General features: G+C 60.1%; 10 protein-coding genes and 1 pseudogene. 4 read left to right on the plus strand and 7 right to left on the minus strand.

What is annotated here, in order from left to right; translation table 11 throughout:
- Nucleotides 1-325 precede the first annotated feature (325 nt).
- The 7 genes from cyoE to hmpA all read right to left on the minus strand — a co-directional run bounded on the left by cyoE (nt 326) and on the right by hmpA (nt 8,068).
- A complete protein-coding gene (gene cyoE / locus G7009_RS08970) occupies nt 326-1,213 on the minus strand; it encodes a heme o synthase (RefSeq protein WP_181129639.1) in 888 nt (295 codons plus the stop codon).
- A gap of 11 nt (nt 1,214-1,224) precedes the next feature.
- On the minus strand, nt 1,225-1,560 hold the full coding sequence (cyoD, locus tag G7009_RS08975) for a cytochrome o ubiquinol oxidase subunit IV (RefSeq protein WP_181129640.1): 336 nt from the start codon (nt 1,558-1,560) through the stop codon (nt 1,225-1,227).
- Nucleotides 1,560-2,183, minus strand: coding sequence for a cytochrome o ubiquinol oxidase subunit III (cyoC, locus tag G7009_RS08980; RefSeq protein ID WP_181129641.1), 624 nt, complete (start codon nt 2,181-2,183; stop codon nt 1,560-1,562). The genes cyoD and cyoC overlap by 1 nt, the downstream gene beginning before the upstream one ends.
- A 3-nt stretch (nt 2,184-2,186) precedes the next feature.
- Nucleotides 2,187-4,205 carry a cytochrome o ubiquinol oxidase subunit I gene (gene cyoB / locus G7009_RS08985; protein WP_181129642.1) on the minus strand — a complete coding sequence of 673 codons (2,019 nt, stop codon included), beginning with the start codon at nt 4,203-4,205 and terminating at the stop codon, nt 2,187-2,189.
- A gap of 3 nt (nt 4,206-4,208) precedes the next feature.
- Entirely contained in the window at nt 4,209-5,156 is a 948-nt protein-coding gene (gene cyoA / locus G7009_RS08990; RefSeq protein WP_181129643.1) for a ubiquinol oxidase subunit II, read from the minus strand.
- Nucleotides 5,157-5,715: 559 nt separating this feature from the next.
- The gene (locus G7009_RS08995; RefSeq protein ID WP_181129644.1) at nt 5,716-6,222 is read right to left on the minus strand and encodes a disulfide bond formation protein B; all 507 of its coding nucleotides are present in this window, start codon (nt 6,220-6,222) and stop codon (nt 5,716-5,718) included.
- A 667-nt stretch (nt 6,223-6,889) separates the two neighbouring features.
- Nucleotides 6,890-8,068: an NO-inducible flavohemoprotein gene (gene hmpA / locus G7009_RS09000; protein WP_181129645.1), complete on the minus strand. Its 1,179-nt coding sequence runs from the start codon at nt 8,066-8,068 to the stop codon at nt 6,890-6,892.
- Between the two features lie 154 nt (nt 8,069-8,222).
- Here hmpA and norR point away from each other — a divergent pair, with 154 nt between their 5' ends.
- The 4 genes and pseudogenes from norR (at nt 8,223) to G7009_RS09020 (ending at nt 11,936) form a co-directional block, all read left to right on the plus strand.
- A complete protein-coding gene (gene norR / locus G7009_RS09005; RefSeq protein ID WP_181129646.1) occupies nt 8,223-9,782 on the plus strand; it encodes a nitric oxide reductase transcriptional regulator NorR in 1,560 nt (519 codons plus the stop codon).
- 107 nt (nt 9,783-9,889) lie between these two features.
- On the plus strand, nt 9,890-10,789 hold the full coding sequence (locus tag G7009_RS09010) for a chemotaxis protein (RefSeq protein WP_181129647.1): 900 nt from the start codon (nt 9,890-9,892) through the stop codon (nt 10,787-10,789).
- Between the two features lie 97 nt (nt 10,790-10,886).
- The gene (locus G7009_RS09015; protein ID WP_181129648.1) at nt 10,887-11,198 is read left to right on the plus strand and encodes a hypothetical protein; all 312 of its coding nucleotides are present in this window, start codon (nt 10,887-10,889) and stop codon (nt 11,196-11,198) included.
- Nucleotides 11,195-11,936, plus strand: a pseudogene (locus G7009_RS09020) (YkgJ family cysteine cluster protein). Before G7009_RS09015 ends, G7009_RS09020 begins: the two are co-directional and overlap by 4 nt.
- The last annotated feature ends 40 nt before the right edge of the window (nt 11,937-11,976 follow it).

Raw genomic sequence — 11,976 nt, forward strand, 5'->3', positions numbered from 1 at the left:
ACCGTCCGAGCGACGTTGGCCACTGCGGTGGCCGAGGGAGAAGATAGTTTGGGGGAGATGGGTTGTAAAGGGATGCTGGGAAATGTGTGACGCCAGCACCGGCCTCTTCGCTGGCAAGCCAGCTCCCACAGGTATGGACTGTCCCAAGCAGTTGGACACCAATCCAACCCTTGGGGGGCAGTCCAGGTACAGCGCCATGCCTGAGACCTGCGCTATACCTGTAGGAGCTGGCTTGCCAGCGAAAAGGCCGGTACTGACAACTTCAAAGCCTATGGGCAAAAAAAAGCCCCGGCAAGCCGGGGCGTTTTTGTGCAACAGGCAACTGTCAGCGCGCGTACGTCATCAGTACTTCGCCAGCGGTCTGGCTGTCCACCGACATCATCACGCTCAGGGCGGTGACAGTGAGGATGGAGAAGCCGAACACCTTGCGAGCCCACTTGCTGTCATCTTCAGCCTTGTAGCCACCCCAGGCCATGTACAGCCAGTACATGCCCATGCCAGCCGCGACGGCCAGGTAGCCCAGACCGGCGTAGCCGCCGAGGGTGAGCATCAGGGTCGCGAGCACGAATGCCAGGATGTACAGCAGGATCTGCTTCTTCGCCGCAAGGATTCCACGCGCCACCGGCAAGACCGGAATCTTGGCGGCGCTGTAATCGTTGAAGCGGAAGATGGCGATCGCATAGCTGTGCGGCATCTGCCACAGGCTGAACATCACCAGCAGGGTCACTGCGGCCAGATCGAAGCTGTTGCTCACGGCGCAGTAACCGATCACCGGAGGCATGGCACCGGACAGGCTGCCGACCAAGGTGCCGTGCACCGATTTGCGCTTCAACCACAGGCTGTAGAAGCCGACGTAGATGACGAAGCCGATCAGGCCGCACAACGCCGCCAGCGGATTGGCCTGGAAGTACAGCAGGCCCAGGCCGGTCAATCCAAGCAGGGTTGCGTAGGCCAGCGCGACAGGCAGTGACATGTCGCCCTGAACCATGGCGCGGTTCTTGGTACGTTCCATCTTCTGGTCGATGTCACGGTCGATGCAGTTGTTGAACACGCAACCGGACGCAACCACCAGAGAAGTGCCGATCACCACCGCCAGGAGCAGGGCGAAGTCCACATGACCTTGCGCGGCAAGGAAGAAACCGCCTGCCACGGAAAGCACGTTACCGAAAATGATCCCCGGTTTGGTGATTTGGATAAAGTGCTTAACGGACATGCAGTCTTACCTCACTTGGCCATCATCGAAGTATGGATGCTGAACATGATCCATAGTGACAAGCCGACCAGCAGTGCGATCACCAGCGCGGTGAACAGGAACGTCGTCAGGTTGGAGCGCTGTGCAGGCGTACGGTCCATGTGCAGGAAGTACGCCAGGTGCACCACTACCTGGATCGCGGCGAGTGCCACCACGATCATGACGGTCAGGTTCTTCGGCAGGCTCGGGTACATCACCAGCCCGAACGGGATCGCGGTCAGGATCACCGACAGCACGAAACCGATCATGTAGGACTTCACGCTGCCGTGGCCGGCCTCGGCGTGATGATTGTCGTGTGCATTGGCCATTACAGAACCCCCAGCAGATAGACGACGGTGAAGACGCAGATCCAGACCACGTCCAGGAAGTGCCAGAACAGGCTCAGGCAGCTCATGCGCGTCTTGGCGGTCGGGGTGATGCCATGCTTGTTCAGCTGGTACATCAGGATGGCCATCCAGATCAGGCCGGTGGTCACGTGCAGACCGTGGGTACCGACCAGAGCGAAGAAGCCCGACAGGAAGCCGCTGCGCTGAGGACCGAAGCCCTCGCCGATCAGGTGTTGGAACTCGTAGACTTCCATCGCGATGAAGCCTGCGCCGAACAGGAAGGTCACTGCCAACCAGCCCAGCACGGCGCCCTTGTTGCCTTTGAACATCTGCAGCATGGCGAAGCCGAAGGTGATACTGGACAGCAGCAGCAACCCGGTTTCGACGGCCACGAAAGGCAGTTCGAAAATGTCATGACCCGACGGGCCGCCGGCAAAACTGCCGGACAGCACCGCGTAGGTGGCGAAGAGCGACGCAAACAGGATGCAGTCGGTCATCAGGTACAGCCAGAAACCGAAGACGGTCATCTGGCCCGAGTCGTGGTGGTGATCGTCGTGCCCATGGTCATGACCATGAGCACCAGTGTTGATTACTTGACTGGACATTGATTAAACCCGTTCAAACGATTCGACACGTGCGCCACCGGTAGCGACGCCAGCCAGGCGCAGGGCCTTCTGGTGTTCCGCTTCGATACGCGCCACTTCCTCGGCGGGAACCATGTAGCCCTGGTCGTCACGCGCTGCATGGCGAACGAAGACCGCGATGGTCGCTACCAGGCTGACGCCAACCAGCCACCAGATGTGCCAGATGAAGCCGAAGCCGAACACAGCAAGCAGCAGGCCCATGAACACACCGGTAGAGGTGTTGTTAGGCATGTGGATCGCTTCGTACTTGGCTGGAACCTTGTAGGCGACACCGGCTTCCTTGGCTTCGTGCCAGGCGTCCAGGCCGACTTTTTCCGGCATGGTGGCGAAGTTGTAGAACGGTGGTGGCGACGAGGTCGACCATTCCAGAGTACGGCCGCCCCATGGGTCGCCGGTCACGTCACGGTTCTCGTTGCGATCGCGCACCGACACGTACAGCTGGATCAGCTGGCAGGCGATACCGCATGCGATCAGCACCGCACCACACACTGCAACGTACAGATAGGGTTCCCACAGTGGGTTGTCGGTGTGGTTCAGGCGACGGGTCATGCCCATGAAGCCCAGTGCGTACAGTGGCATGAAGGCCACGTAGAAGCCCGAGATCCAGAACCAGAACGCAGCCTTGCCCCACTTCTCGTTCAGGGTGAAACCGAACGCTTTCGGGAACCAGAAGGCGAAGCCGGCAATGTAGCCGAACACCGCACCACCAATGATCACGTTATGGAAGTGAGCGATCACGAACAGGCTGTTGTGCAGCACGAAGTCAGCACCTGGAACGGCCAGCAGTACGCCGGTCATGCCACCGATGGAGAAGGTGACCATGAAGCCCAGGGTCCAGAGTACCGGCGCGGTGAAGCGCAGACGGCCCTGGTAGATGGTGAACAGCCAGTTGAACAGTTTCACACCCGTCGGGATCGAGATCAGCATCGTCGCCAAACCGAAGAAGGTGTTGACGCTGGCGCCCGAACCCATGGTGAAGAAGTGGTGCAGCCAGACCGCAAAGCCGAGGATGGCGATCGCACCCGATGCATAGATCATCGCGTGGTGGCCGAACAGGCGCTTGCTGGTGAAGGTCGAGGTGACTTCCGAGAACACGCCGAAGGCCGGCAGGATCAGGATGTATACCTCAGGGTGACCCCAGGCCCAGAACAGGTTGACGTACATCATCGGGTTCCCACCAAGCTCGTTGGTGAAGATGTGGAAGTCCAGATAACGGTCAACGGTCAGCAGTGCAAGGGCAGCGGTCAGGATCGGGAACGAAGCGACGATCAGCACGTTGGCCCAGGTGCAGGTCCAGGTGAAGATCGGCATGTCCATCAGCTTCATGCCAGGCGCACGCATTTTCATCACGGTGACGAGGAAGTTGACGCCCGTCAGCGTTGTCCCTATACCCGATAGCTGTAGCGCCCAGATGTAGTAGTCGACACCGACCCCGGGACTGTATTGCAGACCCGATAGCGGCGGATACGCTACCCAGCCGGTCTTGGCGAATTCGCCGACGCCCAGCGACAGGTTGACCAGGATCACGCCAGCAACCAGCAGCCAGAAGCTCAGGGAGTTCAGGAACGGGAAGGCGACGTCACGGGCACCGATCTGCAGAGGCAGAGCCAGGTTCATCAGGCCGGTGAAGAATGGCATCGCCATGAAGATGATCATGATCACACCGTGGGCGGTGAAGATCTGGTCATAGTGTTCAGGCGGCAGGTAGCCTTCGGAGCCGCTAGTGGCAAGCGCCTGCTGGCTCCGCATCATGATCGCGTCGGCAAAGCCGCGCAGCAGCATGACCATCGCGACGATGATGTACATCACGCCGATCTTCTTGTGGTCGACCGAGGTCAGCCACTCACTCCACAGGTAGTTCCACTTGCGGAAGTAGGTGATACCACCAGCTACAGCGATACCGCCGAGCGCGATCATGGCAAGCGTCACCATGACTATCGGCTCGTGGAAAGGTATCGCCTCCAGACTTAATTTACCGAACATCTCTTACTCCTCTGCCCCGGCAGCTGGTTGCTTACTCGAGTCCACACCTTCGGTAGTGGCCAGATCCTTGCTGCCTGCTTCTTCGTGGACGACCGGCTTGCCGCGGTTCATGCCTTCGTACTTGTCGACGATGGACTGGAACGTGTCGGCCGGTGCCGCGCTGTACAGCGTCACTGGATTGTTTTCACTTGGTTTGATCAAGGCTTCGTATTCAGCCTTGTTCAGCGTCTTCGGCGACTGCTTGACTTCGCTTACCCATGCCTCGAAATCAGCCTGGGACGTCGCAGTAGCCTTGAACTTCATGCCGGTGAAGCCGGCACCGCTGTAGTTCGCGGAGATCCCGTCGAACACACCGTTTTCGTTGGCGATCAGGTGCAGCTTGGTGGTCATGCCGGCCATCGCGTAGATCTGGCCGCCCAGGCCCGGGATGAAGAAGGAGTTCATCACGGCGTCGGAGGTGACGCGGAAGTTCACCGGAGTGTTGGCCGGGAAGACGATCTTGTTGACCGTGGCAATGCCCTGCTCCGGATAGATGAACAGCCACTTCCAATCCAGTGCGACCACGTCGATCTGGATCGGCTTGACGTCGGAATCCAGCGGACGGTACGGATCCAGGGAGTGGGTAGTCTTGTAGGTGACATAACCCAGGGCGGTAATGATCAGGATCGGAATGATCCACACCGCGGCCTCGATCTTGGTCGAATGCGACCAGTCCGGCGTGTAGGTGGCGGACTTGTTGGAAGCACGGTACTTCCAGGCAAAGACCAGGGTCATGACAATGACCGGTACCACCACCAGCAACATCAGGCCGGTTGCGATCAGGATAAGGTTCTTTTGCTCAATGCCGACCTGACCCTTGGGGTCGAGCAGGGTCCAGTTGCACCCACTGAGTAAAAGCATGCCTAAAAAGGGCAGAATGCCAAACAGTCTGGGGTAACGCTTTTTACTCATCTCACGACCTCTAGATCAGCTTGCTTCAATGCAATTGTGTTTTGGTAGCCAACACTTCGTCCTGCCAAGCGTCAGCATTTGGGGCTCTGTTTCGCTCATACCAGGCATCCGACTGCTGAGGCCGGGCATTCGAGCGATTAAACGGTGCTTTATGTGATTTCGTAGGCTAAGGCCTGTATTCCAGACCAAGTCCATTTGGTGCGAGAAATCGCGGAGGGGGGTCCGCCCGGTATCGCCGCAGGCGGAACTTGTCGAAGTCAGCAAAAAGGAGCCTTGGCTCCCTTCAATCCTGCGACTCGCAAGCAGTGCCGAACGGAAATTGGGGGCGATTGTAGATAGGTCGCCAACCCTTGACTATGACTTATTGGACAACAATCCTTTGCAGAATCAGTAACAATCAGACCTGAAAAATCAACTTCGCGACAGTTTGTCGCACCCTCCCAGACCGGCTTGAAAGCCTCGTTCTAGAAGGGTTTATCCAGGACATCCAGCAAGCTTGCGTGGTTATTCGGGGAGCGCTTGCTCATGCAAAAGACTTGCACCGAACATGGACTTTGGTCTAAGCCTGACGACGGTTGCGCCAGATGCAAAACGGCACCAGAACAGCGGTCAGGATGAACGCCAGCAGTGCCCACTGCGCCAGGGAAAGACCACCGATAGGCGGATAGGGCGTGGAGCAGAAACCGTCGACCTGAAACGCCAGCGGCCATACGTGAGCCAAAGGCAGGTCGTCAACGATCGGCTGCAGGGTATCGATGCCACAACTGACCGCCGGGTTGGCGAGTATATACACATGGCGGCCGGCCGCAACGATTCCGCCAATGGCGCTTAGCACGACCAGGCCTTCGAAGAAGGTCAGGCTCCGACTGCCGCGCATGGAGGCGGCAATGAACGCGAACAACGCAATGAACAACAAGGCATATCGCTGGAGGATGCATAACGGGCAAGGCGCCTCGCCCAGGACGACCTGCATATAGAGTGCGCCGCCGATCAGCGAGAGGCAGATCAGGCCCAGCAGCACCAGAAAGCGCCGCTCACGATTCAGGCGCGATGTTTGTTCGTTCATTGCCGTTTCCTTCGATGGACAGGGGCTGCGCGGTCACGGAGCAGGACCTTCGCCTGACAGGGCAAGCCGGTCGGGGCGTCAGTCTACACGCTGCAAATGACCTTTGAGTGAGTCGACGAGCGTCGCCTGAACACTGCGCTGGGCTATCCGGAGATGACTAGGACCGGTCGTATGGACGCCGGTTCAACGTCGGCCGCGGAAAAGCGCGGCGAGCGGATATCAGACAGGCGCAAGCCCCTCGACACCCGGGAGTGAAGGATACAGAGATTAAAGAAGGATTAAAGATGAAAGATGCCGCCCCTGGCAGCCCTACGAGGCACCTAAGCAGCTCGAGGCCTGAAGACAGCCTGCATTGCTCTCAGGCCTTGGAGGCCTGACGAACAGTGCAGGCCAGTGAAGACCCCAATGCCGGTCAGTCAAGTAAAGGTGTTCGATCTTCAAACGTTGGTTCTTTGCCTTCAGCCTTCAGATTCTTCAGTGATGCTGCTGGCCTATCGCGGGACAAGCCCGCTCGCCACCGGTGCACGGTACATTCTCAGTGGCGAGCGGGCTTGTCCCGCGATAGGCCAGCAGCATCACTGGATATTTCAGAAGCCAAAGACAAAAGCTTCAGCACGTGAAGATCGAATACCTTTTTGACTGACCGGCATTAGGCGAAGTCCTGCCTTTATTCCAAGGCTGCGGCTGGCCCGAAGAACTCGTAGCGGCTTTGCTGCTCAGGTACACCCAGCCCTTTCAATTGGCGCTTGACCGCCGCCATGAAGCTCTTGGGCCCGAGGAAGTAGGCATCGACGTCTCGCTCGCGCGGCAGCCATTCGGCCAGCAGGTCCTGGCTGACCAGGCCAACGGCATTGGCCTGCGCGCTACCATCATCTTCGGCGTAGCAATAGAAGCGGCGCAACTGCGGATGCCGCGCGGCCAGCCCGTCGACGTACTCGCGAAACGCGTGAACGCTAGCGTTGCGCGCACAGTGAATGAAGTGCACCTCGCGCTTGCCTTGCAGAGCCGCCTCGAGCATGGCCAGGGTCGGGGTGATGCCCACACCGCCGCTGATCAGCACCAATGGCTTGTCGCTTTCGGTGAGGGTGAAATCGCCCGCCGGAGGGAACAGGTCGAGCGTTTCGCCAACCATCATCTGGTCGTGGAGGTAATTGGAGGCCTTGCCCGAGGTTTCACGCTTGACGCTGATGCGGTACTGCTCACCGTCGCACAAGGCCGACAGCGAATAATTGCGGCGCTGCTCGGAGCCGTCGATGAATAGCTGCAGACCGATGTACTGGCCTGGCGCCGCCTTGAGCACCGGCTTGCCATCGACCGGCGCGAAGTAGAAGGATACGACCTCGCTGCTTTCCTGCTCTCGGCGCACCAGGCGGAACTGCCGCGCACCGCGCCAGCCGCCGGTGGCTTCGGCTTTTTCTTTATAGAGGCTCTCTTCGGCGCCGATCAGAATGTCGGCCAGTTGCTGATAGGCCGCGCCCCAGGCATCGATGACCTCAGGGGTGGCGATGTCCTTGCCCAGCACTTCCTCGATAGCGCGCAGCAGGCAGGCGCCGACGATGGGATAGTGCTCCGGCAGGATCTGCAGAGCCACATGCTTGTTGATGATCTGCCCTACCAGGCCACCGAGCTGTTCCAGCCGGTCGATATGACGGGCATACATCAACACGCCATTGGCCAGAGCACGAGGCTGATCGCCACTGGCCTGGTGGGCCTGGTTGAACAAGGGGCGTACTTCGGGGTACTCATCGAGCATCATCTTGTAGAAGTGCGTGGTCAGCGCTTCGCCGCCGCTTTCCAGAAGAGGCACGGTGGCCTTGATGATCGTACGTTGTTGGGCATTGAGCATTGCAGCAACTCCTGAGCCTGGGCTCGAATGGTCTGCCACGAATGATTCATCAATCATGCCAAGTTTCTTGTCCTTGAAAATCAGTTAGTTGAGCATGATCAAGTCAAAATGACTCAGGGCACGATATAGTCATATTGACCAACAGGAGGTCTTTATGACTGCAAAGCCACTGCTCACCGCACTGCTCCCTCTTGTCAGCGATCTTTCCCGCGATCTGCCCGATCAGGAACGCTATCGCCGCCTCCTGCAGGCCATGCGCGGGCTGCTGCCCTGCGATGCCGCGGCGCTGCTGCGACTGGACGGTGAATGGCTCGTACCGCTGGCAGTCGACGGCCTGTCACCCGACACCCTGGGCAGACGCTTTCGAGTCACCGAACATCCGCGCTTTCAAGTGCTGCTCGACAATCCGGAGCCGACTCGCTTCGCCAGTGACAGCGAACTGCCCGACCCCTATGACGGCCTGGTCGATGCCCCTCACGCCAACCTCGAGGTTCACGACTGCATGGGCTGCCCCTTGATGGTCGATGAACGACCCTGGGGACTGCTGACACTCGACGCACTGACGCCAGGCCAGTTCCAGGCACTGGAACTCGACGCCCTGCAAGCCTTCGCGAGCCTGGCCGCCGCGACTGTCACGGTCGCCGAACGCATCCAGCACCTGGCCCTGCGCGTCGAGGACGAGCACCAACGTGCCGAGGTCTACCGCCAGGCCAGCGGCCAACAGCACAAGGAGATGATCGGCCAGAGCCCGGTACACAAGCGTCTGCTCGAGGAGATTCGCCTGGTCGGCAACAGCGATCTCACCGTGCTGATCACCGGCGAGACCGGCGTGGGCAAGGAGCTGGTCGCTCAGGCGCTGCACCAGGCCAGCACCCGAGCCGACAAACCCATGATCAGCCTGAACTGCGCGGCGCTGCCCGACACTCTGGTCGAGAGCGAGCTGTTCGGCCATGTCCGCGGCGCCTTTACCGGTGCCCATGGCGAGCGGCGCGGCAAGTTCGAACTGGCCCATGGCGGCACCTTGTTCCTTGACGAGGTAGGCGAGCTGCCATTGCTGGTTCAGGCCAAGCTTCTGCGCGTCCTGCAGAGCGGCCAGCTGCAGAGACTGGGCTCGGACCGTGAACATCAGGTGAATGTCCGCCTGATCGCCGCGACCAATCGCGACCTGCCCGAGGAAGTCCGTGCCGGACGTTACCGCGCGGACTTCTATCATCGGCTCAGCGTCTACCCCCTGCAGGTTCCGCCGCTGCGCGAGCGCGGGCGCGACGTGCTGCTGCTGGCCGGTTACTTCCTCGAGCAGAACCGCTCGCGCATGGGGTTGAACAGCCTGCGCCTGAGCGCCGATGCGCAAGCCGCCCTGCTTGCCTACGACTGGCCAGGCAATGTGCGCGAACTCGAACACCTGATAGGCAGATCCGCCCTCAAGGCACTTGGCCAACATCCGGAACGGCCACGTATCCTGACATTGGAGGCCGTCGACCTGGATCTACGCACTGTATCGCCAGTTGCCCACGTGCAATCTCAACTTTCGTCCCCACCCTTGTTACTTGATGGAGGTCTTCGCCAAGCAACGGATATATATCAACGCCAGATGATAGAAGCGTGCCTGGCTCGCAATGACGGCAATTGGGCCGCTACTTCAAGGGAGCTTCTCTTGGATCGCGCAAACCTAAGCCGCCTCGCCAAGCGATTGGGCGTGCGGCAAAAAGCATGACAAATAGCCACTACCACACTTCTCAATACTTCATCACGCCTAAAGCCCAGCCCCGCCAGGTCGATAACCCTTCATCCTCTTCAATCGACAGAACCCGAAGGTCACCCATGACCAAGCAAAATGCCTGCGCGGACACCTTGTCCCTGCTGCTGTTTACCCTGCGCAGCGGCAAGCTGATGGCGATCAATCTGCTCAAGGTCAGCGAGATCATTCCTTGCCCTCCCTTGACCCGACTGCCGGAATCGCATCCTCATGTCAAAGGCGTGGCTACCCTGCGCGGTACGCCGCTCTCGGTGATCGACCTGTCGCGCGCTATCGGCGAACGGCCCCTGGCTAACCCGGATGGCGGCTGCCTGATCGTCACCGACATCAGCCGCTCGCGCCAGGGCCTGCACGTGCAGGCCGTGAGCAAGATCCATCATTGCCTGAGCACCGACATCAAGCCGCCGCCCTACGGCTCGGGGGACAAGTCCTTCATCACCGGCGTCACCCGGGTGGATGACCGGCTGGTGCAGGTGCTGGACATCGAAAAGGTCATCCACACCATTGCGCCAGCCCAGCCCGAACCGCTTCCCGGTGCGCTGGAGCGCGAAGACATCGCCCTGCTCGGCGCGGCCAATATCCTGGTGGTGGATGACAGTCAGGTCGCCCTGCAGCAGTCGGTGAATACCCTGCGCAACCTGGGCGTCGAGTGCCGGACGGCCCGCAGCGCAAGGGATGCGATCAATCTGCTGCTGGAGCTGCAGGGCACCGGCCAGGAGATCAACATCGTGGTGTCGGACATCGAGATGTCCGAGATGGACGGCTATGCCTTTACCCGCTCCCTTCGGGAAACGCCGGATTTCCAGCACCTCTACGTGCTCCTGCATACCTCGCTGGATGCCGGCATGAGCGGTGAGAAAGCCAAGGCAGCCGGGGCCGATGCCATCCTGACCAAGTTCTCTTCGCCGGAGCTGACCGACTGCCTGCTGGTGGCGGCGCGCGCAGTGGTCTTCACGGAGCGCTGATGAAGCGCAGCTAAGCGTGCAGACATGCACTGCGACTTGCAGTAGGGACGGAGTGCGGCATAATTCGCGACCCTTGGATATATTTCCGGTGAAGCGAATGAACTATCTCAGGTTCACCCTGCTGGCCTGTGCCTTGGCCAGCAGCATGGCGCACGGCTCCAGCGAACAGGCCTGGAACGATCACCGTCAGCAGGTGCTGAAAACCTGCCTGGCCGCCAGCCAGCTCAAGGACGCCCATGCCAGTGGCAAGCCCGCGGAGTTCGATGACCAGGTGGGTTTCAGCGCCCTGTTGATCGAGGGCCGCTATCCGCAAGCCCACCTGAAAAAGCAGCGCGGCACCGAGCTGTGCCTGTATGACAAACGGCAAAAGCGCGCATTCGTGACCGAGTGGGCCACGGGCAAACCGTGAGCGACACGGCGCAGCGCATTCGCTTTGCCTGCACGGGTGCGGCAAGTGCTGTACCGGTCATCATGTCCCGTTGACGCTGGCCGAAACCCAGCGCTGGGCGCGGGACGACAGGCAGGTGATCGTGCTGATCGAAGGCTTTCTCGCCAGTGGCCTCGGCATCCCCGTTGGCCAACGCACGCATGTCATGCGTCGTTCGCAGCCAGTGCCTTGCGGCAGCGGCGAGTTGCAGGTATCGGTCACCTTCGCCGCCTTCAATCCGCAACGCTGCCGTTACCTGGATGCGCGCGATCGATGCAGCATCTATGACGCCCGCCCATTGGTCTGTCGGATCTATCCGATGGAAATCAATCCGCATCTCCCCTGCGACCCGAGAACAAGCACTGTCCACCGCAGGCATGAGAAGACGGGCCCGAGCTGATCCTTGGCGGGAAGCTGCTCGATCCGCAGCTCGCCTCGCTCATCGAAGCCTCGCGCCAGACCGACCGTGATGAGATCCACGCCAAGGTCGCTCTCTGCCAAGCCCTGGGCATGACCACCAGCGCCTTCAAGAACAATGGTTTCACGGCCTACCTGCCCAACATGGGCGTCCTGGCGTCAGCGCTCGAGGACCTGCCGCCGGATCAGGGCAGCCGCTGGAACCTGCATGTGGAAGATGCCGAGCTGGCCAGCGGCCTGGTCGCCCATGGCCTGGAGATCACCGACGCGCCGCCGCTCTATTACGCCTTTATCGGATTCTGAAGCGGGTCGGGGCAGCGCGAGACGACTAAGCTTTCAACGC

Origin of the sequence: Pseudomonas capeferrum, assembly GCF_013523055.1 — a bacterium.
GTDB classification, from domain to species: Bacteria; Pseudomonadota; Gammaproteobacteria; order Pseudomonadales; family Pseudomonadaceae; genus Aquipseudomonas; species Aquipseudomonas capeferrum_A.

What these genes read in the sequence shown, in the direction of transcription:
- hmpA (WP_181129645.1), bottom strand. Translation starts at nt 8,068, where the DNA reads ATGCTCAATGCCCAACAACGTACGATCATCAAGGCCACCGTGCCTCTT.
- cyoD (WP_181129640.1), bottom strand. Translation starts at nt 1,560, where the DNA reads ATGGCCAATGCACACGACAATCATCACGCCGAGGCCGGCCACGGCAGC.
- G7009_RS09015 (WP_181129648.1), top strand. Translation starts at nt 10,887, where the DNA reads ATGAACTATCTCAGGTTCACCCTGCTGGCCTGTGCCTTGGCCAGCAGC.
- cyoA (WP_181129643.1), bottom strand. Translation starts at nt 5,156, where the DNA reads ATGAGTAAAAAGCGTTACCCCAGACTGTTTGGCATTCTGCCCTTTTTA.
- G7009_RS08995 (WP_181129644.1), bottom strand. Translation starts at nt 6,222, where the DNA reads ATGAACGAACAAACATCGCGCCTGAATCGTGAGCGGCGCTTTCTGGTG.
- norR (WP_181129646.1), top strand. Translation starts at nt 8,223, where the DNA reads ATGACTGCAAAGCCACTGCTCACCGCACTGCTCCCTCTTGTCAGCGAT.
- cyoB (WP_181129642.1), bottom strand. Translation starts at nt 4,205, where the DNA reads ATGTTCGGTAAATTAAGTCTGGAGGCGATACCTTTCCACGAGCCGATA.
- G7009_RS09010 (WP_181129647.1), top strand. Translation starts at nt 9,890, where the DNA reads ATGACCAAGCAAAATGCCTGCGCGGACACCTTGTCCCTGCTGCTGTTT.
- cyoE (WP_181129639.1), bottom strand. Translation starts at nt 1,213, where the DNA reads ATGTCCGTTAAGCACTTTATCCAAATCACCAAACCGGGGATCATTTTC.
- cyoC (WP_181129641.1), bottom strand. Translation starts at nt 2,183, where the DNA reads ATGTCCAGTCAAGTAATCAACACTGGTGCTCATGGTCATGACCATGGG.